The sequence below is a fragment of the Labrenzia sp. PO1 genome (assembly GCF_012273635.1).
Lineage (GTDB): Bacteria > Pseudomonadota > Alphaproteobacteria > Rhizobiales > Stappiaceae > Roseibium > Roseibium algicola.
In genome coordinates this window covers 81505-105535 of record NZ_JAAXCR010000006.1, presented here as the reverse complement: position 1 = coordinate 105535, position 24031 = coordinate 81505, and the positions used below count along the sequence as shown (strand labels likewise).

At 60.3% G+C, this 24031-nt stretch carries 21 protein-coding genes; all 21 read left to right on the top strand.

Features of this window, described 5'->3' with window-relative positions; translation table 11 throughout:
• Nucleotides 1-46: 46 nt before the first annotated feature.
• The 21 genes from HCG46_RS25750 (at nucleotide 47) to HCG46_RS25650 (ending at nucleotide 23992) form a co-directional block, all read left to right on the top strand.
• On the top strand, nucleotides 47-1372 hold the full coding sequence (locus HCG46_RS25750) for an acetylornithine deacetylase/succinyl-diaminopimelate desuccinylase family protein (protein ID WP_168687865.1): 1326 nt from the start codon (nucleotides 47-49) through the stop codon (nucleotides 1370-1372).
• The gene (locus tag HCG46_RS25745) at nucleotides 1359-2843 is read left to right on the top strand and encodes an ABC transporter substrate-binding protein (RefSeq protein ID WP_168687864.1); all 1485 of its coding nucleotides are present in this window, start codon (nucleotides 1359-1361) and stop codon (nucleotides 2841-2843) included. Before HCG46_RS25750 ends, HCG46_RS25745 begins: the two co-directional genes overlap by 14 nt.
• A 101-nt stretch (nucleotides 2844-2944) precedes the next feature.
• Nucleotides 2945-3892, top strand: coding sequence for an ABC transporter permease (locus HCG46_RS25740; RefSeq protein WP_022997674.1), 948 nt, complete (start codon nucleotides 2945-2947; stop codon nucleotides 3890-3892).
• Complete coding sequence (locus HCG46_RS25735; protein WP_022997673.1) at nucleotides 3892-4722, top strand: ABC transporter permease; 831 nt, start codon at nucleotides 3892-3894, stop codon at nucleotides 4720-4722. The genes HCG46_RS25740 and HCG46_RS25735 overlap by 1 nt, the downstream gene beginning before the upstream one ends.
• Nucleotides 4719-6308 carry a dipeptide ABC transporter ATP-binding protein gene (locus HCG46_RS25730; RefSeq protein ID WP_168687863.1) on the top strand — a complete coding sequence of 530 codons (1590 nt, stop codon included), beginning with the start codon at nucleotides 4719-4721 and terminating at the stop codon, nucleotides 6306-6308. Before HCG46_RS25735 ends, HCG46_RS25730 begins: the two co-directional genes overlap by 4 nt.
• A gap of 11 nt (nucleotides 6309-6319) precedes the next feature.
• Nucleotides 6320-7774, top strand: a complete 1455-nt coding sequence (locus HCG46_RS25725; RefSeq protein WP_168687862.1) for an aldehyde dehydrogenase family protein — start codon at nucleotides 6320-6322, stop codon at nucleotides 7772-7774.
• Nucleotides 7775-7898: 124 nt separating this feature from the next.
• Complete coding sequence (locus HCG46_RS25720) at nucleotides 7899-8639, top strand: SDR family oxidoreductase (RefSeq protein ID WP_022997670.1); 741 nt, start codon at nucleotides 7899-7901, stop codon at nucleotides 8637-8639.
• 85 nt (nucleotides 8640-8724) lie between these two features.
• Nucleotides 8725-9114: a GFA family protein gene (locus HCG46_RS25715; protein WP_055659119.1), complete on the top strand. Its 390-nt coding sequence runs from the start codon at nucleotides 8725-8727 to the stop codon at nucleotides 9112-9114.
• A gap of 409 nt (nucleotides 9115-9523) precedes the next feature.
• A complete protein-coding gene (locus HCG46_RS25710) occupies nucleotides 9524-10444 on the top strand; it encodes a sugar ABC transporter substrate-binding protein (RefSeq protein WP_168687861.1) in 921 nt (306 codons plus the stop codon).
• Nucleotides 10445-10521: 77 nt separating this feature from the next.
• On the top strand, nucleotides 10522-12090 hold the full coding sequence (locus HCG46_RS25705; protein ID WP_168687860.1) for a sugar ABC transporter ATP-binding protein: 1569 nt from the start codon (nucleotides 10522-10524) through the stop codon (nucleotides 12088-12090).
• Nucleotides 12087-13085 carry an ABC transporter permease gene (locus HCG46_RS25700; RefSeq protein WP_062489262.1) on the top strand — a complete coding sequence of 333 codons (999 nt, stop codon included), beginning with the start codon at nucleotides 12087-12089 and terminating at the stop codon, nucleotides 13083-13085. Before HCG46_RS25705 ends, HCG46_RS25700 begins: the two co-directional genes overlap by 4 nt.
• On the top strand, nucleotides 13082-13492 hold the full coding sequence (gene rbsD / locus HCG46_RS25695; protein ID WP_168687859.1) for a D-ribose pyranase: 411 nt from the start codon (nucleotides 13082-13084) through the stop codon (nucleotides 13490-13492). The genes HCG46_RS25700 and rbsD overlap by 4 nt, the downstream gene beginning before the upstream one ends.
• Nucleotides 13489-14415: a ribokinase gene (gene rbsK / locus HCG46_RS25690; protein ID WP_168687858.1), complete on the top strand. Its 927-nt coding sequence runs from the start codon at nucleotides 13489-13491 to the stop codon at nucleotides 14413-14415. Before rbsD ends, rbsK begins: the two co-directional genes overlap by 4 nt.
• Before the next feature lie 79 nt (nucleotides 14416-14494).
• Nucleotides 14495-15484, top strand: coding sequence for a LacI family DNA-binding transcriptional regulator (locus tag HCG46_RS25685; protein ID WP_168687857.1), 990 nt, complete (start codon nucleotides 14495-14497; stop codon nucleotides 15482-15484).
• A gap of 151 nt (nucleotides 15485-15635) precedes the next feature.
• The gene (locus tag HCG46_RS25680) at nucleotides 15636-17930 is read left to right on the top strand and encodes a bifunctional salicylyl-CoA 5-hydroxylase/oxidoreductase (protein WP_168687856.1); all 2295 of its coding nucleotides are present in this window, start codon (nucleotides 15636-15638) and stop codon (nucleotides 17928-17930) included.
• The gene (locus HCG46_RS25675) at nucleotides 17927-18670 is read left to right on the top strand and encodes an SDR family oxidoreductase (RefSeq protein WP_077290317.1); all 744 of its coding nucleotides are present in this window, start codon (nucleotides 17927-17929) and stop codon (nucleotides 18668-18670) included. Before HCG46_RS25680 ends, HCG46_RS25675 begins: the two co-directional genes overlap by 4 nt.
• Entirely contained in the window at nucleotides 18670-19152 is a 483-nt protein-coding gene (locus HCG46_RS25670) for a MarR family transcriptional regulator (protein WP_055659133.1), read from the top strand. The genes HCG46_RS25675 and HCG46_RS25670 overlap by 1 nt, the downstream gene beginning before the upstream one ends.
• A complete protein-coding gene (locus HCG46_RS25665) occupies nucleotides 19142-19942 on the top strand; it encodes an enoyl-CoA hydratase family protein (RefSeq protein ID WP_075284482.1) in 801 nt (266 codons plus the stop codon). The genes HCG46_RS25670 and HCG46_RS25665 overlap by 11 nt, the downstream gene beginning before the upstream one ends.
• A complete protein-coding gene (locus tag HCG46_RS25660) occupies nucleotides 19942-21096 on the top strand; it encodes an acyl-CoA dehydrogenase family protein (protein ID WP_152511336.1) in 1155 nt (384 codons plus the stop codon). The genes HCG46_RS25665 and HCG46_RS25660 overlap by 1 nt, the downstream gene beginning before the upstream one ends.
• 3 nt (nucleotides 21097-21099) lie before the next feature.
• Nucleotides 21100-22719 carry an AMP-binding protein gene (locus HCG46_RS25655; protein WP_022997656.1) on the top strand — a complete coding sequence of 540 codons (1620 nt, stop codon included), beginning with the start codon at nucleotides 21100-21102 and terminating at the stop codon, nucleotides 22717-22719.
• 136 nt (nucleotides 22720-22855) lie between these two features.
• On the top strand, nucleotides 22856-23992 hold the full coding sequence (locus HCG46_RS25650; protein ID WP_168687855.1) for an ABC transporter substrate-binding protein: 1137 nt from the start codon (nucleotides 22856-22858) through the stop codon (nucleotides 23990-23992).
• Nucleotides 23993-24031 lie beyond the last annotated feature (39 nt).

Sequence of the window (24031 nt, the reverse complement as noted above, 5' to 3'; positions counted from 1 at the left end):
GGTAGCATAGTTCTCGTTGCTTTTACCAAGGGGAGGCTGAGACGGGATGGCGCTAGCAGACGACCTGATCCGGGAGATCGACGGAAGGCGCGAGGATCTGATCGCGTTGACCCAGGACCTTCTGCGCATTCCCACGCTCAACCCGCCCGGCGAGAACTACCGCGATATCTGCGATTATCTGCAGAAGCGTCTGTCCAGGTCCGGCTTCGACATCGAACTGATCCGGGCGCATGGAACGCCAGGCGACAGCGACAAGTATCCGCGCTGGAACATCGTCGCGCGCCGGGATGGCGACCGACCGGGCGAATGCGTGCACTTCAACAGTCATATCGACGTTGTCGACGTCGGGCATGGCTGGACAAAGGATCCGTTCGGCGGGGAACTTGTCGACGGCAAGATTTACGGCCGAGGCGCCTGCGACATGAAGGGTGGCCTTGCCGCCAGCATCGTTGCAGCCGAGGCTTTCCTTGCAGTCTGTCCGGACTTTGCCGGAGCTATCGAGATCAGCGGAACGGCCGACGAGGAATCGGGGGGCTACGGCGGCGTCGCCTATCTTGCAGGCAAGGGCTATTTCAGTCCGGACCGGGTTCAGCATGTCATCATTCCCGAGCCGCTGAACAAGGACCGGATCTGCCTTGGACACCGAGGAGTGTGGTGGGCCGAGCTGGAGACATTCGGAGAGATCGCACATGGCTCGATGCCGTTCCTCGGCGATTGTGCCGTCCGGCACATGGGAGCGGTGATCGATGAGATGGAGCAGAGCCTGTTTCCGGCGCTCGCGCAAAAGCGCACCGAAATGCCGGTGGTGCCGGAAGGCGCGAAACAGTCGACGCTCAACATCAATTCCATCCACGGTGGTCAATCGGAAGGCGATGCGGATTTCACGGGTCTTCCGAGCCCCTGCGTGCCGGACAGTTGCCGGATGGTGATCGATCGCCGGTTCCTGCTGGAAGAGAACATCGACGACGTGCAGGCGGAAGTCCTGGAAGTTCTGAGGACGGTTGAAGGACGGCGCGACAAGTTCCGCTACGACTTGCGGGAACTGCACAGGGTGCTGCCCACCATGACCGAAAAGGATGCGCCCGTCGTGCGGACCGTCGCCAAGGCCATTGCCGAAACCATGGGCCGTGAAGCTGAATATGTCGTCAGCCCGGGTACCTACGACCAGAAGCATATCGATCGTATCGGCAAACTGAAAAATTGTATCGCCTATGGCCCGGGCATTCTGGATCTGGCACATAAACCGGACGAATATGTGGGAGTGGATGACATGCTCGATTCTGCGAAGGTCATGGGCCGTTCGCTGATCGAGCTGTTGGCAAGGCCTTGCGAAAGCAGCCTCAATAAAGGGGGAAGTCATGCGTTTGCGTAAGTTTGGATTGGGTCTGGTCAGTGCTTTGGCGCTGGCAGCGAACATGGGAATGGCCCATGCAAAGAGCGATATCGTGGTTGCCATGCAACTGGAACCGCCACATCTGGACCCGACTGGTGCCGCTGCAGGCGCAATTGATTCTGTCCTTTACTCCAACGTCTTCGAAGGCCTGACCCGCTTCGGTCCGGATGGTTCGGTCAATCCCGGGCTGGCCGAAAGCTGGGAGATTTCCGAGGACGGCAAGACCTATACCTTCAAGCTGCACGACGGCGTGAAATTTCACGATGGATCGGATCTGACGGCGGACGACGTCAAGTTCAGCCTCGATCGTGCCCGCGCAGACGACAGTCAGAACGCCCAGAAAGCGCTGTTTGCCGGTATCGAGAGCGTGGAAGTGGTTGATCCGCTGACCGTGAAGGTAACGCTCAAGGAGCCGAACGGCAGTTTCCTGTTCAACATGGCCTGGGGCGATGCGGTTATTGTCGCTCCGGAAACCATTGGCGATATCAAGAGCAAGCCGGTTGGAACGGGCGCGTTCAAGTTCACCGACTGGGTGCAGGGCGACCGGATCGATTTGGAAAAGAACGCCGACTACTGGGGTGAACCGGCCAAGCTCGACAAGGTCACCTTCAAGTTCATTTCCGATCCGACGGCTGCCTTCGCGGCCGTGATGGCGGAAGACGTCAACGCCTTCGTCGGTTTTCCAGCGCCGGAAAACCTGCCGCAGTTCGAGGCCGACGCCCGCTTCCAGGTGCTGGTCGGCTCTACCGAAGGCGAGACCATTCTTGCAGCCAACAACAAGTTGCCGCCGCTCGACAACATCAAGGTGCGCGAAGCGATTGCCCACGCGGTTGACCGGCAAGCGATCATCGATGGCGCGATGTTCGGCTACGGCACGCCGATCGGAACGCATTTTGCACCGCATAACCCTGATTACGTCGATCTGACGGAGAGCAGCCAGTACGATCCGGACCTCGCCAAGAAGCTGCTGGCCGAGGCCGGCTATGCGGATGGTTTCACCACCACGCTCAAGCTGCCGCCGCCATCCTATGCCCGCCGGGGCGGGGAGATCATCGCCGCTCAGCTCCGCGCCGTCGGCATCGAAACGGAAATCACCAACCTGGAATGGGCGCAGTGGCTTGAGCAGGTCTTCAAGGGCAAGGATTTCGGCCTGACAATCGTCAGCCATACCGAGCCGATGGATATCGGCATCTATGCCCGGCCGGATTACTATTTCCAGTATGACAATGCGGACTTCCAGAAGCTCATTGCCGATCTGACGGCGGAGAACGATCCGGCAAAACGCTCCGACCTTCTGAAACAGGCCCAGGAGACGATCTCCAGGGACTACGTCAACACCTACCTGTTCCAGCTCGCATTCCCGACCATCGCCGACGCCAAGATCAAGGGGCTCTGGGAAAACCAGCCGACCCAGGCAACGGATCTGACGGCGGTCTATTGGGAAGACTGACCCATACCGCAAAGCGGATGCTCGCGCCCGGTGTGCGGGCATCCACCTTCACTCCTTTCCTTTTGCCGGTATCTGACTGCCGATAGGCACGCGACGCGTTCATGCTGCAATATTTCCTGAAACGCCTTCTGTCCCTGGGGCTCAGCCTCGTGGCCGCGTCGGTGATAATCTTCCTGGCGCTGGAAGTGGTGCCGGGTGATCCGGCGTCCTACATGCTTGGCCTCAACGCCCAGGAAGACACGCTTGCAGCCCTGCGCGAAGAACTGGGCCTTGGCGGCAGCATCCTAGAGCGCTATGCAGCCTGGGCAGGTGGTCTTCTGGTTGGCGATTTCGGCACGTCCTACACATATCGCACACCCGTTGCAGGCATGATCGCCGACAGGCTTTGGGTGTCTCTGCCGCTGGCGGTCTATGCGCTGGTGCTGAGTACCTTGATCGCCTTTCCGGCCGGCATCTGGGCTGCCTCGCGCCGGGGCTCCCACGCCGATGGCGCCGTCATGGGCGTGACCCAGCTCGGCATCGCCATCCCCAATTTCTGGTTCGCGATGCTGATGGTGCTGGTTTTTGCCATCAATCTGCGCTGGTTTTCTGCCGGCGGATTTCCCGGGTGGGACGCGGGATTCTTCGCTGCCATGAAAGCGCTGACGCTGCCGGCCATCGCCCTGGCCCTGCCGCAGGCGAGCATCCTGACACGGGTGATGCGCTCCAGCCTGCTGGACACGCTGGGAGAGGACTTCATCCGCACTGCCCGTGCCAAGGGTCTCAGCAAGGGACAGGCACTCTGGCGTCATGCGGTGCGCAATGCCCTCATTCCGGTGCTGACGATCCTCGGGCTGCAATTCTCCTTCCTGCTGGCGGGCGCAATCATCATTGAAAATGTCTTCTTCCTGCCGGGCCTCGGCAGGCTGGTCTTTCAGTCTATCAGCGCGCGCGACCTGATCGTGGTCGAAAGCGTCGTGATGCTGCTGGTCTTTGCGGTCATCGTCGTCAACTTCACTGTCGACATGGCCTACGCCTGGGTCGATCCGAGACTGCGGAGGCGGCGTTGATGAGCGTCCTGTTCCACAGCCGCACACTGCTGCCAGGCGCCATTCTGACGCTTCTGTTCACGGCCGCCGCGCTTATCAGCCTCGTCTGGGTTCCGTATGACACGACGGTGCTGGATATCGCCAACCGCATGAAGCCGCCAAGCTGGCTGCACCCCTTCGGTACCGATCAGTTCGGGCGGGACATTCTCAGCATGATCATGGTCGGTGCACGAACGTCCATTGCCGTTGCCCTGGTGGCTGTCGGCATCGGCATGGCTGTTGGTGTGCCGCTCGGTCTTGCGGCAGCTGCCAGGAAAGGCGGCCTGATGGACGAGATCATCATGCGCGCCAATGACCTTGTGTTTGCGTTTCCAAGCCTTCTGATCGCGGTCATGATCACTGCCGTCTTCGGGGCGTCGGCGCTCAACGCCATCATCGCCATCGGCATCTTCAATATCCCGGTCTTCGCCCGCCTGACGCGCGGCGCCGCGCTGTCGCTCTGGAACCGGGAATACATTCTGGCGGCGCGGGTCGCGGGCAAAGGCTCGGCGCGTATTTCGCTGGAACACATCCTGCCCAACGTCGCCAATCTCCTGATCGTTCAGGGCACGATTCAGTTCTCTCTGGGCATTCTCGCCGAAGCGGGGCTCAGCTATGTCGGCCTCGGAGCACAGCCGCCGACTGCCAGTTGGGGGCGGATGCTGGCAGACAGCCAGACGATGATATCGCTCGCGCCTCATCTGGCGCTGTTTCCGGGCCTTGCCATCCTTCTGACGGTGCTTGGACTGAACCTGCTTGGCGATGGCCTGCGGGACAGTCTCGATCCGAAACTCAGGAGGGCCCGGACATGAGCCTTCTGACCATAAGGAACCTGTCGCTTTCCATTCACGGTCTTCAGATCCTCCGGAATGTCTCAATGGAAGTGGCGCCGGGCCGTATTCTCGGGGTGATCGGCGAGAGTGGGTCAGGTAAATCGATCACGGCCTTTTCCGTGCTGCAGCTGTTGCCGGGCGGCGCTTCCTGCACCGGTTCGATCAATCTGTCGGGCAAGGATATCCTGTCGCTTGGCGAAGCCGAAATGTGTGGCCTGCGCGGGCGGGACGTCGGCATGGTCTTCCAGGAGCCGATGACCGCGCTCAATCCGCTGAAGACCATCGGCGACCAGGTTGCCGAGACAATCCTGATCCACGAGCGCGTTTCGAAAGCCGAAGCAATGGTTCGCGCAGCGGATGCCCTGCAACGCGCGGAACTACCGCAGGAACGGTTTCCGTTAAGCCGGTATCCGCACGAACTCTCCGGCGGTCAGCGCCAGAGAGTGGTCATCGCCATGGCCATTGCTCTCAAGCCCATGCTTCTGATTGCCGACGAACCGACCACTGCACTGGATGTCACGACCCAGGCACAGATCCTGGAACTTCTGAAGCGTCTCGTCGCCGAGGACGGTATGGGGCTGATGCTGATCAGCCACGACCTCGCGGTCGTGGCCGACCTTGCCGACGATTTGGTGATCATGCGTCAGGGCGAGGTGGTCGAAAGCGGTCCGGCCAAGACGCTCTTCGGCAATCTGCAGCATCCCTATTCGCGCGCGTTGCTGGAAGCCTCCGCTCATGTGCCCGAACGCGGCAACGAAACGCTGGAACAGCCCCTGCTGCAGGTGTGTGATGTCGTGCGCGATTATACCGGACATACACACGGATGGTGGGGCAAGGCCACGCAGTTTCGTGCTGTTGATGGCGTCAGCTTCGAGATCCGCAAGGGCGAGAGCCTCGGCCTTGTCGGTGAATCGGGTTGCGGCAAGTCCACACTGACGCGGGCTATCCTGGGTCTGGAAGAAGTGCAGGGCGGCGAAATTCTGTTCGACGGTCTGCCTGTCTTCACCCATCACCACGCCAACCAGATCGTGCGCCGGCGCATGCAGGTGGTCTTTCAGGACCCCTATGGAAGCTTTAATCCGCGCTGGCGGGTGGACAGGCTGATCACGGAGCCTTTCCATCTGCTCTCTGACCCGCCCAAAGGGGCCGAGCGAGACGCGGCAATTGCCGAAGCTCTTGAAAGCGTCGGTCTGAGCGCGTCGGATGCCCATAAATACATTCACGAGTTTTCCGGTGGGCAGCGTCAGCGCATCGCAATCGCACGTGCGCTCATCATCAAGCCGGACCTGATCATTCTCGACGAAGCAGTTTCAGCGCTCGATGTGTCCGTTCGCGCCCAGGTGCTCGACCTACTGGCGGACCTGGCCGACAGGTTTGGCCTGACCTACCTCTTTATCAGCCACGATCTCAGCGTGGTCCGCTCGATAACGGATCGGGTGCTGGTGATGAAATCCGGCAAGATTGTCGAGCAAGGCCCGACGGACACGGTCTTCGACCGGCCGAACCATCCATATACCCAACAACTTGTTGCTGCCGCACCGGTCCTTCCGGCCGGCATCCTTTAGGGGAGGAACCCATGACCCAGGAACTGGACCTTTGGTTCGATCCGGCCAAATGCCTGATCGGCGGAAAATGGGTGGAGCCGGCAGGAGGCGGAGAACTGCCGCTCAACGATCCTTCGACCGGGGCACGCATCGGTGCGATTGCCCGTGGCGGAGCGACTGATATCGATGCAGCGGTCGATGCGGCCGAAGCCGCCATGGCAGGCGAATGGGGGCGGACCAACGCCGCCGAGCGGGGCCGGTTCCTGTTTCGCCTGCGCGAGTTGGTGCTGGAAAAGGTCGATCATCTGGCGCGGATCGAATCCATCGATGTCGGCAAGCCGTTGAAACAGGCACGCGCAGACGCTGTCGCTCTTGCCCGATATCTGGAATTTTATGGCGGGGCCGCAGACAAGCTCCATGGCGAGACAATTCCCTATCTCGATGGGTACACGGTCTACACCTTGCGCGAACCGCATGGCGTTACCGGGCATATCGTGCCCTGGAACTACCCGATGCAGATCATCGGCCGCTCAGTTGGCGCGGCGCTGGCAACAGGCAATGCCTGTGTGCTGAAACCGGCGGAAGACGCCTGCCTGACGGCGCTCGCCTTTGCCGATCTCGCCCGCCAGGCCGGTTTGCCTGACGGTGCGCTGAACGTGGTTCCGGGTCTCGGGTCGGAAGCCGGCGCGGCCTTGACCGCACATCCGCGTGTCCACCACATCTCTTTCACCGGTTCGGTCGCAACTGGTGTTCAGGTGCAGACGGCGGCAGCCCGGAATGTCGTGCCGGTAACGCTGGAGCTCGGCGGCAAGTCGCCTCAGCTTGTGTTCGAAGATGCCGATCTGGATGCTGCCCTGCCATTTCTGGTGAACGCTGGCATCCAGAACGCCGGGCAGACCTGCTCGGCTTCCTCACGCATTCTGGTGCACAGGTCTGTGTCCGATCAGGTGACCGAGCGCATGGCGGCTCGTTACGGTTCGCTGACGGTCGGACCTGCACTGAACGATCTCGATGTCGGACCGCTGATCTCGGCCAAGCAGAAGGACATCGTCTCAAGTTTTCTGGATCGGGGCGCGGACCTGCAAAAGGTGGCGGAAGGTGTGTTGCAGGACGCACCGGACGGCGGGAACTACGTTTGCCCGACCCTTTTTGCCGGCGTTTCGCCCGGCCACGTGCTGGCACGGGACGAGATTTTCGGCCCGGTGCAGGTGATCATTCCCTTTGACGACGAGGAAGAAGCAATCTCGATTGCCAACGGCACGGACTACGGCCTTGTCGCGAGCCTGTGGACCAGCGACGGTGCCCGCCAGATGCGGCTCGCCAAAAAGATCCGGACCGGCCAGGTTTTCATCAACAATTACGGTGCCGGTGGCGGTGTCGAGCTGCCGTTCGGCGGCATGGGCAAGTCCGGTCACGGCCGGGAAAAGGGGTTTGAGGCGCTTTACGGATTCACCACGCTGAAGACCGTTGCGGCGTTTCACGGGTGAACGCCCGGACGCTCAATTCGATGCGCGTACAAAGAACAATTGAATGTAGCTCCCCGATCCCGGCTCGCGCTTCGCTCAGCCGGGATGACGCTGGAGAGCAAGGAACCAAGATCGGGAGGTTTGCATGAGACTTGAAGGAAAGAAGGCGATTGTCACGGGTGGCGCCTCGGGCTTTGGCGCCGGCATCGTGCGCAAGTTCGCAGCAGAAGGCGCGAAGGTCATGGTCGCCGACCTGAACCTGGACCTTGCAGAGGAAATTGCCGCGGAAGTTGGCGGACTGGCCATCAAGACGGATGTCTCCAGCAATGACAGCGTCAGCCACTTGGCCGATGTTGCCTCCTCGCTGCTCGGTGGGGTCGATATCCTGGTCAACAATGCCGGCATCACGCATCTGCCCAAACTGATGCAGGATGTCACGGAAGAAGAGTTCGACCGGGTCCTCGCGGTCAATTGCAAGTCGGTCTATCTGACGGCGAAGCACTTCGTCCCGGCCATGACGGAAGCCGGCAAGGGGGCGATCCTGAATGTGGCTTCCACCGCAGGCCTCAGCCCGCGTCCCAGGCTCAACTGGTACAACGCCTCCAAGGGGTGGATGATCACCGCGACAAAGACGATGGCGGTTGAACTCGCCCCGTCGGGCGTGCGGGTCAACGCAATTTGCCCGGTGGCCGGCGAAACGCCGCTTCTGAAAAGCTTCATGGGTGAAGACACGCCGGAAATGCGTGCCAAGTTCCTCTCTACCATTCCCATCGGCCGTTTTTCGACACCGGAAGACATGGGCAACGCAGCCTGTTTCCTATGCTCGGATGAGGCGGGCATGATTACCGGAGTTGCGATGGAAGTTGACGGCGGACGCTGCATCTGAGGATTGATCAGCCTCGGCCGGATCATGTATCGACAGGTCCGAACAGATTTGCGCGACATCCAGACGGCCGAAGGAAGACGAGATCATGAAGCGATACACCGGTGGCTGCCTGTGCGGGAATGTCCGGTTCGTGGCAGAAGGCGAACCGTATCGGGTCGGCCTTTGCCATTGTCTTGACTGCCGCAAGCACCACGGGGCGCTGTTCCACGCCTCTGCTGTCTTTCCGCAGGATGCCGTAAGCCACGAAGGAGAAACGGGCGCGTATCGGGGGCGCTTTTTCTGTCCTCGGTGCGGGTCGTCCGTTTTTTCGCAAACGGGTGATGAAACCGAGGTGCATCTGGGAGCACTGGACGCACCCGACCAAATGACCCCGACCTACGAACTCTGGACCATCCGCCGCGAAGCCTGGCTGCCGGAATTTCCGATTTCCAGACACTACGAGCGCGATCGGGAAAACGAGGGCCGCGAGGAGTAGAGGCTGTCAAACCAGGGCCGGGTGCCAAGTGGATGGCGAGTAGGCCCTGCATTGCGCGTCATGCCTTCGTGTTCCGGTCGCTGATGTCTCGAAACCTGTAAGACTTCGCGTACTCTGTCTTCCGGTTTGTGCATCTGCAACCGTTTGTGCCTTTGCAGTCAGGCAGGAAGTCAGGGGGCTGGATTCGGCCCCTTTTTGCTGCGCCATAACGTTCCCGAGCAAATTTTTTCACGTTTAAATTCAGGTGAAAGATCCTGAAATCACTCGCTATTTCTACGCATGAAATGAATGCATTCAAAAAAATGAAACGTTTCATATTGACGTTGTAATTCGGCCGTGCTTTCAATTGTGCAGCCTGATAGCGCCCTTGGAATGGCGTGAGAGGTGCAGCCTTTTTGGGAGGAAAATCATGAAGTTATTGAAAATCGCTGCCGCGGCAGCGGCCGGCCTCGCTTTGCTTGGTGGAACCGCTCTTGCCGACGACAAGCCGGTGGTGGGCCTGATCATGAAATCACTGGCCAACGAGTTCTTTCAGAACATGATGGTTGGTGCCGAGGAGCACCAGAAGCGCCGTGGCGACTATGAGCTCAAGGCCGTCGGCATGCAGAACGAGACCGACTTTGAATCCCAGATCAATGCGGTCGAAAACTTCATCACGCAGGGTGTGGACGCCATCGTTGTCGCTCCGGCTGACAGCCGCGCCATGGTCCGTCCGCTGAAAAAGGCGATGGAAGCCGGTATCGTCGTGGTCAACTTCGATGTGGCGCTTGACGAGGAAGCCAAGAAGCAACAGGGCGTAGAACTCGCGTTCGTCGGCCCGGACAACCGCGGCGGTGCCAAGCTTGCCGGTGATGCACTGGGCAAGAAGCTGGGTGAGGGCGCAAAGGTTGTCATCATCGAGGGCAACCCGGGTGCAGACAATGCCACGCAGCGCCGCCTGGGCTTTGAAGACTCTGTTGCCGAGTACAAGCTGGACCTGCTCGACAGCCGGACAGCGCATTGGGAAACCGAAGAAGCCAACCAGGTCTTCGCCACAATGCTGACAGCGCATCCCGACGTTCAGGGCGTGATGGCGGCCAACGACTCCATGGCGATTGGCGTTGTAAAGGCACTGGAAAGCGCCGGCCGCACCGACATTGAAGTCATTGGTTTCGACAACATTCCTGCAGTCGGCCCGATGATCGAAGACGGCCGGATGCTGGCTACCGTCGACCAGTTCGGCACCGACATGGCGGCCAATGCCATCGACATGGCGCTCGACGTCGTTTCGACCGGTGAGCAGCTTCAGGGCTGGGTCAAGACGCCGATCGAATTGGTGACTGCGAAGTAAGCAGTCTCAAGAACGCTCCCGCCCGGTCAGCTTCAGGGCGGGAGCTGTTTATCCATCAAAAAACGACTGGACGCACCATGGCAGCAGCATCGCTTGCCGCAGCCCCCGCCGCTGCACCGGACCGTGCTTTCCTGACGGTCGAGGGTCTGAAAAAGCATTTCGGTGGCGTCAAGGCACTGGACGGGGTCAGTTTCTCCCTGGATGAAGGCGAGGTTCATGCGCTCGTCGGAGAAAACGGCGCCGGCAAATCCACCCTTATCAAGATCCTTTCAGGCGTGTTTCCCTACGACGCGGGTCAGATCGCCCTGGCAGGCGAACCTTACCGCCCAATGAGCCCGCATGACGCCAAGGATCATGGCGTTCAGGTGGTTCATCAGGAATTCAACCTGCTTGAACATCTCACCATCGCCGAAAATATCTCCATAGAACATCTGCCGAAGAACAGCCTCGGTCTGTTGGACCGCAAGGAAATGAACCGGCGCGCGCGCAAGGCACTGGATGCAATCGGACTGACGGATGTGGACGTCACCGCTCCAGTCCGCTCTCTCGGGATTGCCCATCGCCAGCTGGTCGAAATTGCCCGGGCGTTGCAGTCGAAAAGCCGGATCCTGATCCTGGACGAGCCGACCGCAACCCTGACGGAACGCGAGACCAGACGCCTGTTTGACATCGTTGCCGGTATCAAGGCGGACGGGGTCACCGTGGTATTCGTCTCGCACCACCTCGATGAGGTGTTTGCCATCTGTGACCGTGTCACCGTGTTTCGAAACGGCAAGACCATTGCGACCGATCAGATCAGCGAGACCACTCCGGAAGGTGTTGTGCAGCGGATGGTGGGGCGCAAGCTTGCCGCCGAACAGGACGAACAGCCCGATGGTCATGCGCTTGGCGCAAGCGCATTGAGGCTGGAAGACCTTCTGACCGTTGCAAATCCCGGGACAAACGGGGTTTCACTTGATTTGCGTTACGGCGAGATCGTCGGGATATCCGGACTTGTCGGGGCAGGGCGTACCGAAATCCTGCGCGGCATCTTCGGGATCGATCCGCTCAAGTCCGGCAAGATCTACCGTGATGGTGTGGAAGTGCGCTTCAAGGGGCCGCGTGACGCCATTGCTGCGGGCATCGGTTTCGTCACCGAAGATCGCAAGGACGAAGGCCTCATACTGGACATGCCCATTGCTGCCAACATATCGCTGGCCAACATGGGCTCGGTCTCGCGCAAGGGGCTATTGAAACTGGCCGAGGAAACGCGCCAGGCCATCGCAAGCGCGGCTCGGCTGACCCTCAAATACGGACGGGCCTCGGATCCTGCGTCGAGCCTCTCTGGCGGCAACCAGCAGAAGGTTGTTCTGGCCAAATGGCTTGCGCGCAATCCGAAGGTGTTGCTGCTCGACGAGCCGACACGCGGTGTGGACGTCGGCGCCAAGGCAGAAATATACGCCATTCTGAAAGACCTGGCCCGAGAAGGGGTTGCCTTGCTTGTCGTCTCTTCGGAAATGCCGGAGCTGATGACACTGGCCGATCGCATTCTGGTGCTTGCCGAACATGAGATCCAGGGCGAAGTGAAACGCCCGGATTTCTCTGAAGAAAACATTCTGAAACTGGCCTACGGGCAAACGCCGAGCGCCGGGGAAAACGACAAATGACAACCGAAACCTTGAGTGAAACGGCCGCCGCCGCACCGAAGTTCTCCATCCGGACGGTGTTGCACAATGCGGGTATCGGCCTGGCCCTGCTGGCGCTGATCGTCTTTTTCTCGCTCTTCACCGAGCACTTTCTGACGCCCAACAACATCACCAACATCCTGACCCAGATCACCATCAACCTTGTGCTGGCCGTCGGCATGACTTTCGTGATCCTGATCGGCGGCATCGATCTGTCTGTCGGATCCGTCATGGCCTTTGCTGCCGTTGTTGCCGGCAAGGCGATTACCTTGCCCGGCTTTGGCCCGGCGGAGGCGATCGCGCTAGCCGTTGTCGCAGCCACCCTGACCGGCGTCTTCTGCGGCTTTCTCAACGGTGCCATCAGTGCCTATTGGTCGCTGCCGTCCTTCATCATCACGCTCGGCATGCTGAACATTGCCCGCGGTGCGGCGCTGCAGGTTTCCGAGGCACAGACCATCTATTCCTTCCCTTTCGCGTTCGAGGAATTCGGGTCCGCCATGGTTTACGGTGTGCCGGTAGTGTTCCTGGTGGCGCTTGTGCTGGTGTTCATTGCCTGGTTCGTGCTGAACTTCACGGTCTTCGGCCGCCTGATCTACGGTATCGGAAACAACGAGGAAGCTGTCCGTCTGGCCGGTCATTCGGTGGCTCGCTACAAGATCGCCGCCTTCACCATCTGCGGTCTGACCGCCGGGATTGCCGCGGTCGTTTATATGGCACGCCTCAACATCTCCAGCCCGATTGCCGGCATCGGCTTTGAACTCAACGCCATTGCCGCCGTCATCATCGGTGGCACCAGTCTCAGCGGCGGGCGCGGATCGGTCATCGGGACGCTGCTGGGTGCTTTCATCATTGGTGTCCTCGCCAACGGGCTCATCCTGATCGGCCTCAGCGATTTCATGCGCCAGATGATCACCGGTGTCGTCATCATCGTTGCCGTCATCCTTGACTACTACCGTGCAAAGTACGCATCCAAATGAAACGCACAGCCCTTTTGAACCGCCACCTGAGTTCGCTTGTTGCTTCTCTCGGGCACCTGGACGAAATCGTTGTTGCCGATGCCGGTCTGCCTGTCCCGGCCGGTGTGAAGGTGATCGACCTTGCCGTCACTGCAGGGGTGCCGAGCTTTCGCGAACTGCTGACCGCACTGAAGTCCGAACTTGTCATTGAAGGTGCGGTCTGGGCAGAGGAGGCATCTGCGGAACTGACCTCGTTGATGCAGCAAGAAGTGGCTTCCTGGGCGGAGGAGACGGGTAAGGCGATTACCGTTTCAAGGCTTTCGCACGAGGCTTTCAAGCACCGGACGCAAACGGCCAGGGCCGTGATCCGCACCGGCGAGGTGACCCCCTACGCCAACATCATCCTCATCAGCGGAGTTGCGTTTTGACGTCCGTTACCGTTGTCGGCAGCATCAATATCGATCTCACCAGCTATCTCGACCGCTGGCCGAAAATTGGCGAGACGATTTCCGTTCGCGAAACCGTCACCTCGCTGGGCGGGAAGGGGGCCAACCAGGCCGTCGCTGCCGCCCGTCTGGGAGCCAGTGTCAACTTCATCGGTGCCGTCGGCAGAGATGGCTTTGGCGCGGAAGCCGCCGCAGCCCTCCGGCCAGAAGGGGTTGCGATCCTTCTGGAGGAAATGACCAACACCGCAACCGGTCTTGCCTTCATTGATGTCGGCCCTGACGGGCAGAACATTATCCGCCTCTCCGCCGGTGCAAATGGCAGGCTGTCACCGGAAAATGTCTCGAAATATGCAGATATCCTCCGCAAGAGCCGCGTCCTGCTTCTGCAGAACGAGATCGGTCTGGAAACATCGCTGGCCGCCGCGCGGATTGCCCGTGAGGCGGGTGCGCTGGTCATCATGGATCCGGCACCCGCACCGAACCCTGCCTGGCCCGCTGAAGTTCTGTCCAGCTTTGATATCCTGACGCCAAATGCGGGTGAGGCGGGCGGCCTGTTGGGAACAGAACCGCAAACACTGGCCGATGCGCGCGAGGCGGCAGGTGCGTTGCGCAGCTTGGGCTTGCGCGGGGCCGTCGTCACCATGGGGGCAGACGGAGTTGCCTGGTCAATCGACGGCAGTACCGGCGCCTTGCCTGCGCCCAGGGTTCGCAGCATCGATACGGTTGCCGCCGGTGACTGTTTCAACGGTGCTTTTGCGGCAAGAATAGCCTCGGGCAAGCCGATTGAGGATGCAATTTCGTTCGCCATGCAGGCGGCGGCCCTGGCAACAACCCGCAAGGGAGCGGCAACATCGTTGCCACGTCTGGACGAGATGGAGGCTTTCCCCGCCCAACGCATTGCCTGAATGCATTCATTTGCTTGATCAGATCACCGAGGAATGGTTCAAGGGGGCAACGCCTGGGGCGCGGGGAGAAACGCAAAACATGCCAACAATCAAAGACGTCGCACGCAAAGCCGGTGTGTCCGTTGGTACTGTCTCCCGCGTTCTGTCCAAAAACGAGTCGGTAAAGCAGCCCCTGAAGGAGCGTGTGCTCGCGGCTATGAAGGAGTTGGACTACAAGCCCAACCTGGCTGCCAGGGCTTTGCGCACCAACAGCATCGACGTGATCGGCCTCGTGGTGCCGGATATCACCAACCCTTTCTTTTCTCAGCTCGCCAAGAATATCGAAATGGAAGCCGCCAAGCGGGGCCACTCCGTGATGCTCGCAAATTCCCATGACGACGCGGAAGCCGAACAGACCCAGATCGCGGCCTTGCTGGACAGGGCCGTGTGCGGGGTCATCGTGGTGGCAACCTCCGACGGTGGCCAGACACACAAGGCCGACGTGCCGATCGTTTCGCTCGACCGCCGTTTCGGTCCCTATCCGCTGGTCGCCACTGACCATTTCGACGGCTCGGCGAAGATCGCCGATCATCTCGTCGGCCTCGGCCATCGCCGCATCGCCTATATCGCCGGCCCGCAGTCCATGGAAGTGGCCCGCCAGCGGCGGGAGGGCTTTGTTGCCCGGATCAAGGCCCTGTCAACGCCGGAAGATCCGATCATGCTTACTGTCCACGAAGGTCATTTCGATTACGACAGCGGCGAAGACATCGGCCGGTCAATCCTGAAAGACGCTTCCGAGGAGACCCGCCCGACAGCCATCGCCGCCGCAAGTGACCAGCAGGCCATCGGCGTCCTGCGCTGCGCCCGCGATCTGAAGATCGCCATTCCGGCGGATCTTTCCGTGACCGGCTTCGATGATATTGCACTGGCAGCTCTCGTGGTCCCGCGTCTCACCACCTTGCGTCAGCCCATTGAACAGCTGGCCGGGTCAGCGGTTGCAAGGATCTTTGCCGGGGAGGCTGCGGCCGACGAAGCGATTGCCGGGGAGATCGTGGTGCGGGAATCGACTGGCAATATCCCGAATCCCTGAGACGCATTGAACGGTTCCGGACCTGTATCCAGCCTGACATAAAAGTCGATTTGCAGATCGATACCGTCATTTATTTCAAGCTTGAAATTTTAGGCTTGAAATAAATATCTCCCTGTGGTTCGCTGAGCATACCACAGCAGGGGAGGTTCGTATGCGGATTGCTTGTCTGGGCGGGGGACCTGCCGGTCTCTATTTCGCCATCTCGATGAAACTGCGAGACCCATCCCACGAGATCGACGTGATCGAGCGCAACCGCGCCGACGATACGTTCGGCTGGGGCGTGGTGCTCTCCGATGAGACCCTTCAGAACCTTGCGGTGAACGACGCCGTCAGCGCCAAGGCCATCGGCGAGAATTTCGCTTATTGGGACGACATTGCCCTTCACATGCGTGGAGAGCGTCTCGTCTCCACCGGGCATGGTTTCTGCGGCATCGGTCGCATGAAATTGCTGCTGCTCCTTCAGGAGCGCGCCCGCGAGCTCGGCATCAACCTGAAGTTCGAAACCGAAGTCGACAGCGCCGAGAATTATCGCAAGGACTACGATCTCGTAGTGGCCAGCGACGGTCTGAATTCCAAGACCCGCACGCTCTATCAGGACACGTTCAAACCTGACATCGATCAGCGCCTGTGCCAGTTCGTCTGGCTCGGCACGCATCAGAAATTTGCCGATGCCTTCACCTTCATCTTCGAGGAAACCGAACACGGCTGGGTCTGGGCGCACGCCTACCAGTTCGATGATGAAACGGCGACCTTCATCGTGGAGTGCACGCAGGAAACCTTTGATGCTTTCGGCTTTGGCGAAATGAGCCAGGAAGACAGCATCCGGACCTGCGAGGAAATCTTCAAGGATCACCTTGGCGGCCATCCGCTGATGACCAACGCCAAGCATATCCGGGGCTCCGCCTGGATCCGCTTCCCGCGTGTTCTGTGCGAGAAGTGGAGCCACGAGAACGTGGTTCTGCTCGGCGATGCTGCCGCAACGGCGCATTTTTCCATCGGTTCCGGCACCAAGCTTGCCTTTGAATCGGCAATTGCGCTCGCGGAATACCTGCACACCGAAGCGGATATGGCCGCTGCTTTCAAGCGCTACGAGGAAGACCGGCGCCTGGAGGTGCTGCGTCTGCAGTCCGCAGCGCGCAACTCGCTGGAATGGTTCGAACACGTCGAGCGTTATCTCCATCTCGATCCGGTCCAGTTCAACTATTCCATGCTGACCCGTTCCCAGCGCATAAGTCACGAGAACCTGCGTCTGCGGGATCCGAAATGGCTGGAATCTGCCGAGCGCTGGTTCATGAACCAGGCCGGCGTTTCCCCGAATTCTCCCGTGCGCGCACCCATGTTCACGCCGTTCAAACTGCGCGAGATGGAGTTGAAGAACCGCATCGTTGTCTCGCCGATGGCGCAGTACAAGGCCGTTGATGGTTCGCCGACCGACTGGCACATGGTCCATTACGCCGAGCGAGCCAAGGGCGGGGCAGGTCTCGTCTTTGTCGAAATGACCTGCGTCAGCGCCGAGGGTCGGATCACGCCAGGCTGTCCGGGGCTCTATGCGCCTGAACACGAGGCGGCCTGGAAACGGTTGACCGATTTCGTGCATGCCGAAACAGATGCCAAGATCTGTTGCCAGATCGGCCATTCCGGCCGCAAGGGCTCCACGCGGATCGGCTGGGAAGGCATGGACAAGCCGCTTCACGACGGCAACTGGGAACTTGTTTCCGCGTCCGCGATCCCCTGGTCCGAGGGCAATGCCGTGCCACGCGAGATCACACTTGCCGAGATGGACGCGATCAAGGCGGAGTTCGTTGCCGCAGCCGAAATGGCTGAGCGCGCCGGCTTCGACATGATCGAGCTTCATGCGGCTCACGGCTACCTGCTGTCGTCTTTCATTTCGCCGGTGTCCAACGCACGGACGGACGAATACGGCGGGTCACTGGATAACCGCATGCGCTGGCCATTGGAGGTCTTCAACGCCATGCGCGCTGTCTGGCCTGATCACAAGCCGATGTCTGTTCGAATTTCTGCCTGCGACTGGGTGGGCGAGGAAGGCATCACGCCGGACGACGCTGTCGAGATAGCTCGCCGCTTCCGTGATGCCGGCGTCGATCTGGTCGACGTCTCCGCAGGTCAGACAACCCCGAAGGCGCGTCCGGTCTATGGCCGCATGTTCCAGACGCCGTTCTCAGACCGTATCCGCAACGAGGGCGGGCTGCCGACAATGGCTGTCGGCAACATCTACGAGGCAGACCACGCCAACTCGATCCTTATGGCAGGCCGGGCAGATCTTGTTGCTGTCGGCCGTCCGCATCTGGCGGATCCGTATTGGACGCTGCATGAAGCAGCCAAGATCGGTGACCGGAACGCCACCGACTGGCCGTTGCCATATCTTGCGGGCCGCGACCAGATGTGGCGTCTGGCCGATCGGGAAGCGGAGATGTTGAAGGTATGAGTGTCGCTTGCCGCCATATCCTTGTTACCGGTGGCGGCAGTGGCGTCGGTGCCGCCTGTGCCCACCTCTTCGCTGAAAAAGGCGCAAAGGTCACCATTCTCGGCAGGACGGAAGCAAGCCTTGCCGAACAGAAGCTGCCGTACCAGGTATGCGATGTAACCGATGCGCAGGCCGTCCAGGCAGCCGTTGCTGCCGCCCGGACGGTCAATGGTCCGGTTGATGTCGTGGTCGCCAACGCAGGCGCTGCCAGCAGCAAACCCTTTGCCCGCACCTCCGCGGAAGACTTTCAGGCGATGCTGGCGGTCAATCTCTTCGGTGTGTCGAATGTCTGGCAGGCTGTTTTGCCGGACATGAAGGCGAGCGGCTGGGGCAGGATGATCGCAATTGCCTCCACCGCCGGTCTGCGCGGCTATCCCTATGTAAGCGCTTATAGCGCCGCCAAACATGCCGTCGTCGGGCTGACGCGCTCGCTGGCGCGGGAACTGGCCAGAACCGGCATCACCGTCAATGCGATTTGCCCCGGCTTCATCGAGACGCCGATGCTGCATCGCTCCATCGACACGATTGTCGAAAAGACCGGCATGAGCCGGGAAGCCGCGGCTGACAGCCTGAAAGCGGACAATCCACAGGGACGCTTCATCCAGGTGTCGGAAGTGGCCGAAGCTGCGCTTTATCTGTGTTCTGATGGAGCGGTGTCCATCAACGGTCACGCGCTGACACTTTCGGGAGGAGAGCTGTGATGGCGGAAACCGCAGCGAAACAGGAAGCCCTGTCCAAGACGCGTTTGCGCCTGTGGCTGAAGCTGTTGAAATCCGTCAATGGCATCGAAGCCGAAATTCGCCGGAACCTGCGTGACCAGCATGGCACGACGCTGCCGCGGTTCGACGTCATGTCGGCGCTCGCCCGCTTTCCCGACGGATTGAAAATGTCGGAATTGTCCACGTTCCTGAAGGTGTCGAACGGCAATGTCACCGGCATTGTCGACAAGCTGACCGAGGAAGGTCTGGCCCTGCGTGTCGCCGTTCCTGGTGACCGGCGAGCCCAGGTGGCCCGGCTGACGCCGAAGGGCAGAGCCGCCTTCGAGGAACTTGCAACCCATCACGAAACCTGGATCGATGAACTGCTGGACGGCTGGTCGGCGGAAGACATCGCGGCGCTTTCGAGCCGCCTTGATCTGGTCCTGAAACGTCAAAGCCAAGAGGAGAGCGGCAATGCGAAGTGACGTGACGCATTTCAAATGTGAGATCGCGAACGGCATTGCGCGGATCGCGCTCGACCGCCCTGAGCGCAAGAACCCACTGACGTTCGAAAGCTACGCCGAGCTGCGCGACTGGTTCCGGGATCTCGTTTATTCGGACGATGTCCATGCAGTGGTGATCCTGCCGAACGGCGGCAACTTCAGCTCCGGTGGCGACGTGCATGATATCATCGGCCCGCTGACGAAGATGAACATGAAGGAACTTCTGGCCTTCACCCGCATGACCGGTGATCTGGTGAAAGCCATGCTCAACTGCGGCAAGCCGATCATATCCGCGGTCGACGGCATTTGCGCCGGTGCTGGTGCCATCATGGCCATGGCGTCCGATCTGCGCGTTGCGACACCGGAAGCCAAGGTTGCCTTCCTGTTCAACAAGGTCGGCCTTGCCGGCTGCGACATGGGTGCTTGCGCGATCCTGCCACGTATCATCGGGCAGGGCCGTGCGGCGGAGCTGCTTTATCTCGGCCGCTCGATGAAGGCCGAGGAAGGTCATGCGTGGGGGTTCTTCAACGCGGTGGTGCCGGCGGGTGAGCTGGACCAGACGGCCATGGACATGGCCGGCCGTATTGTTGCCGGACCGACCTTCTCCAACTCCATGACCAAGACCATGCTGGCGCAGGAGTGGTCCATGGGCCTGGATCAGGCCATCGAGGCGGAAGCCCAGGCTCAGGCAATCTGTATGCAGGGCAACGACTTCCGCCGGGCTTACGAAGCCTTCGTGAAAAAAGAAAAGCCGGTGTTCGAGGGCGACTGATGTCGGATAAATCTTTCCTCCACTGGCCGTTTTTCGAAGAAAAGCACTGGCGTCTCGCTGAAGAACTGGAGATCTGGGCAGGATCGCATCTGGCTCATGTTGACCATTCGGACACGGACGCAGCCTGCCGTCATCTGGTGACAGCGCTCGGTGATGCAGGCTTCCTGCAGCACAGCGGTGCCCCGGATGGCAAGCTGGATGTGCGCAGCCTCTGCCTCATTCGAGAAACGCTGGCCCGCCATGACGGCCTGGCGGATTTTGCCTTTGCCATGCAAGGCCTTGGAACCGGCGCAATTTCCCTGTTCGGTACGGACGAGCAGAAAGCCGAGTGGCTTCCGCAGACGCGCACCGGCAAGGCAATCTCCGCCTTCGCGTTGACCGAACCTCAGTCCGGTTCCGACGTTGCCAATTCGACCATGACCGCCACCGACGATGGTGATGCCTATGTGCTCGACGGCGAAAAGACCTGGATTTCCAACGGTGGTATCGCCGACGTCTACACGCTTTTTGCAAGAACCGGCGAAGCACCCGGCGCAAAGGGTTTGTCGGCCTTCATCGTGACGCCTGACCTTGAAGGTTTCGAGGTTGTCGAACGCCTGGAAACAATCGCGCCCCATCCGCTTGCCACACTGCGTTTCACCGGCTGCCGCATTCCGAAAAAGAACATGATCGGCACGCCGGGCGCAGGGTTCAGGATTGCGATGTCTGTCCTGGACATTTTCCGCTCGACCGTCGCCGCCGCCGCCCTTGGCTTTGCCCGCCGGGCGCTGGATGAAGCGCTTTCACGGGTGACGACACGCGAAATCCAGGGCTCTCCGCTGTTCGACCTGCAACTTGTGCAGGGGCATATCGCGGACATGGCGCTGGATGTCGATGCCGCAGCCCTGCTGATCTACCGTGCCGCCTGGACCAAGGACAGCGGCGCCCCCCGCGTGACGCGAGAAGCCGCCATGGCAAAACTCTTTGCCACCGACCAGGCACAGAAGGTCATCGACAAGGCCGTGCAGCTTCACGGTGGCGATGGTGTTCGCTCGGGCATGCAGGTCGAAAAGCTCTATCGAGAAATCCGTGCCTTGCGCATCTACGAGGGTGCGTCGGACGTTCAGAAGATCATCATCGCGCGCCAGACCCTTGGCGCCTTTCAGGGAGACTGATCCATGCTTGGTCCCTCCGCACACGTCGATACCTTTACACGGGACAACCTGCCGCCGGAAGACAGCTGGCCCGATTTCCTGCTCGATGGGTTTCAGTATCCCGAACGTCTCAATGCAGGCGTTGAGCTTACCGACAGGATGGTGGAACAGGGACTGGGGGATCACACCGCCCTGATCGGGAATGGCCGCCGCCGAACCTACAAGGAACTTGCGGACTGGACCAACCGGCTGGCGCATGCACTCACCGAAGATCTTGGTGTGAAGCCGGGCAACCGGGTGCTTATCCGTTCCGCCAACAACCCGGCAATGGTCGCCTGCTGGCTCGCCGCAACCAAGGCCGGTGCCGTTGTCGTCAACACGATGCCCATGCTGCGCGCGGGCGAACTTTCCAAGATCGTCGACAAGGCGGAAATCGAGTTCGCACTGTGCGACACGCGTCTCATGGACGAGATGGTCGCCTGTGCCAAGACATCATCCTTCCTGAAGAAGGTGATCGGCTTCGACGGAACGTCGAACCATGATGCGGAGCTGGACCGGCTCGCGCTGGAAAAATCCGTGCTCTATGACGCTGTCCCGACCGGACGCGATGACGTCGCCCTGCTGGGCTTCACGTCCGGCTCCACGGGCACGCCCAAGGCCACGATGCACTTCCACCGGGATTTGCTGATCATTGCCGACGGCTATGCCAAGGAAGTTCTGGGTGTCACACCGGACGATGTCTTCGTCGGCTCACCACCCTTGGCCTTCACTTTCGGTCTTGGGGGGCTTGCAATCTTCCCGCTGCGGTTCGGCGCAGCAGCCACGCTACTGGAAAGCGCGACGCCGCCGAACATGATCGAGATCATCGAGAAATATAAGGCAACCGTCTGCTTCACTGCACCGACCGCCTATCGCGTGATGCTGCAGGCCATGGAGGAGGGGGCTGACCTTTCCTCGCTGCGCGCCGCGGTCTCTGCCGGTGAAACTCTGCCGGGTCCCGTTTATGACGCCTGGATGGCCAAGACCGGCAAGCCCATGCTGGACGGGATCGGCGCTACGGAGATGTTGCATATCTTCATTTCCAACCGCTTCGACGACCACAAGCCTGCCTGCACCGGAAAACCCGTTTCCGGATATGAAGTCAGGATCCTCGATCAGGACGGCAAGGACGTCGCTCCAGGTGAAGTGGGGCGTCTTGCAGTGCGCGGTCCCACCGGATGTCGCTATCTGGCGGACGATCGCCAGGGGCAATACGTGATCGATGGCTGGAACATCACCGGTGACAGCTTTTCCATGAGCGAGGACGGCCATCTGCACTTTGCTGCCCGCAATGACGACATGATCATCTCCGCCGGCTACAACATTGCAGGCCCGGAAGTGGAAGCGGCACTGCTTGCGCACCCTGCTGTCCAGGAATGTGCCGTCATCGGTGCGCCGGATGAGGAGCGCGGCTCCATCGTGCAAGCCCATGTGGTTCTTGCTGCTGGACACGAAGCCTCAGACGACCTTTCCAAAGCATTGAAAGATCACGTTAAAGCGACGATCGCGCCTTACAAGTATCCTCGCTCGATCATCTTTGCAGACGCCTTGCCGAAAACCGAAACCGGCAAGATCCAGCGCTTCCGGCTGCGTCCGGACGCCTGACCAGACCCTCGCGTGGGGCACGCGGGACACTAAAAAGACAAGCCCCTTGCTGACCGTGCCGCAATAACGAAGCACGGCGGTCCAAACTAAAAAACCGAATGGGAATAGCAGGTCACAAGACCAAGAGGAGCAGCATATGAAATTTGTAACAATGGCGGCCGCAGCCGCTCTCGCACTCGGCCTTTCCAGCGCCAACGCGGAACCGGTGAAGGTCGGCATGATTACCACTCTGTCTGGTGGTGGTGCAGGCCTTGGCATCGATGTGCGCGATGGCTTCATGCTGGCTGTTAAGCAGGCCGGCAACACGGATCTGGAAGTGGTGGTCGAGGACGATCAGCAGAAGCCGGACATCGCCGTGCAGCTGGCCGACAAGATGATCCAGTCGGAAAAGGTGGACGTCCTGACCGGTATCATCTGGTCGAACCTCGCCATGGCCGTGGTGCCTTCAGCAACCGCGCAGGGCAAGTTCTACCTGTCGCCGAACGCAGGCCCCTCCGCGCTGGCCGGCAAGGGCTGCCACCCGAACTATTTCAACGTCGCCTGGCAGAACGACAACCTGCATGAAGCTGCCGGCGCCTATGCCAATTTCGAAGGCCTGAAGAACAGCTTCCTGCTTGCGCCGAATTACCCGGCCGGCAAGGACGCGCTGACCGGCTACAAGCGCATGTACAAGGGCGAGTTCGCGGGCGAAATCTACACCAAGCTGGGTCAGACCGACTACGCGGCTGAAATCGCGCAGATCCGTGCCTCCGGTGCAGACAGTGTCTATTTCTTCCTGCCGGGCGGCATGGGGATCTCCTTCCTGAAGCAGTACAAGGACTCCGGTGTCGACCTGCCGGTCATCGGACCTGCTTTCTCCTTCGATCAGGGCATTCTGCAGGCCGTTGGCGATGCGGCGCTCGGTGTCAAGAACACCAGCCAGTGGAGCAAGGACATCGACTCCCCGGCCAACAAGGCCTTTGTTGAGAGCTTCCAGGCCGAGTACGGACGCCTGCCGTCGCTTTACGCTTCGCAGGGCTTCGATACCGCCAATCTGCTGCTTTCGGCCATGGCCAAGGCGGACGTGAAGGATGCTGACGCGTTCCGCGCGGCGCTGGAAGAAGCTGATTTCGCTTCCACTCGTGGTGGCTTCAAGTTCGGTCCGAACCATCACCCGATCCAGGACATCTACGTCCGCGAAGTCATCAAGGAAGGTGACGTCTACACCAACAAGATCATCGGCAAGGCCTTGACCAGCCATGCGGATGCCTACTGGTCCGAGTGCAACATGTAAGGTATTGACCCAAAAGCCGGTGCGGGAAACCGCGCCGGC

Coding starts and splice junctions, on each gene's coding strand:
- HCG46_RS25715 (WP_055659119.1), top strand. CDS start 8,725: ATGAAGCGATACACCGGTGGCTGCCTGTGCGGGAATGTCCGGTTCGTG.
- HCG46_RS25710 (WP_168687861.1), top strand. CDS start 9,524: ATGAAGTTATTGAAAATCGCTGCCGCGGCAGCGGCCGGCCTCGCTTTG.
- HCG46_RS25655 (WP_022997656.1), top strand. CDS start 21,100: ATGCTTGGTCCCTCCGCACACGTCGATACCTTTACACGGGACAACCTG.
- HCG46_RS25665 (WP_075284482.1), top strand. CDS start 19,142: ATGCGAAGTGACGTGACGCATTTCAAATGTGAGATCGCGAACGGCATT.
- HCG46_RS25730 (WP_168687863.1), top strand. CDS start 4,719: ATGAGCCTTCTGACCATAAGGAACCTGTCGCTTTCCATTCACGGTCTT.
- HCG46_RS25670 (WP_055659133.1), top strand. CDS start 18,670: ATGGCGGAAACCGCAGCGAAACAGGAAGCCCTGTCCAAGACGCGTTTG.
- HCG46_RS25660 (WP_152511336.1), top strand. CDS start 19,942: ATGTCGGATAAATCTTTCCTCCACTGGCCGTTTTTCGAAGAAAAGCAC.
- HCG46_RS25745 (WP_168687864.1), top strand. CDS start 1,359: ATGCGTTTGCGTAAGTTTGGATTGGGTCTGGTCAGTGCTTTGGCGCTG.
- HCG46_RS25685 (WP_168687857.1), top strand. CDS start 14,495: ATGCCAACAATCAAAGACGTCGCACGCAAAGCCGGTGTGTCCGTTGGT.
- rbsD (WP_168687859.1), top strand. CDS start 13,082: ATGAAACGCACAGCCCTTTTGAACCGCCACCTGAGTTCGCTTGTTGCT.
- HCG46_RS25750 (WP_168687865.1), top strand. CDS start 47: ATGGCGCTAGCAGACGACCTGATCCGGGAGATCGACGGAAGGCGCGAG.
- HCG46_RS25735 (WP_022997673.1), top strand. CDS start 3,892: ATGAGCGTCCTGTTCCACAGCCGCACACTGCTGCCAGGCGCCATTCTG.
- HCG46_RS25680 (WP_168687856.1), top strand. CDS start 15,636: ATGCGGATTGCTTGTCTGGGCGGGGGACCTGCCGGTCTCTATTTCGCC.
- HCG46_RS25720 (WP_022997670.1), top strand. CDS start 7,899: ATGAGACTTGAAGGAAAGAAGGCGATTGTCACGGGTGGCGCCTCGGGC.
- HCG46_RS25675 (WP_077290317.1), top strand. CDS start 17,927: ATGAGTGTCGCTTGCCGCCATATCCTTGTTACCGGTGGCGGCAGTGGC.
- HCG46_RS25700 (WP_062489262.1), top strand. CDS start 12,087: ATGACAACCGAAACCTTGAGTGAAACGGCCGCCGCCGCACCGAAGTTC.
- HCG46_RS25725 (WP_168687862.1), top strand. CDS start 6,320: ATGACCCAGGAACTGGACCTTTGGTTCGATCCGGCCAAATGCCTGATC.
- HCG46_RS25705 (WP_168687860.1), top strand. CDS start 10,522: ATGGCAGCAGCATCGCTTGCCGCAGCCCCCGCCGCTGCACCGGACCGT.
- HCG46_RS25650 (WP_168687855.1), top strand. CDS start 22,856: ATGAAATTTGTAACAATGGCGGCCGCAGCCGCTCTCGCACTCGGCCTT.
- HCG46_RS25740 (WP_022997674.1), top strand. CDS start 2,945: ATGCTGCAATATTTCCTGAAACGCCTTCTGTCCCTGGGGCTCAGCCTC.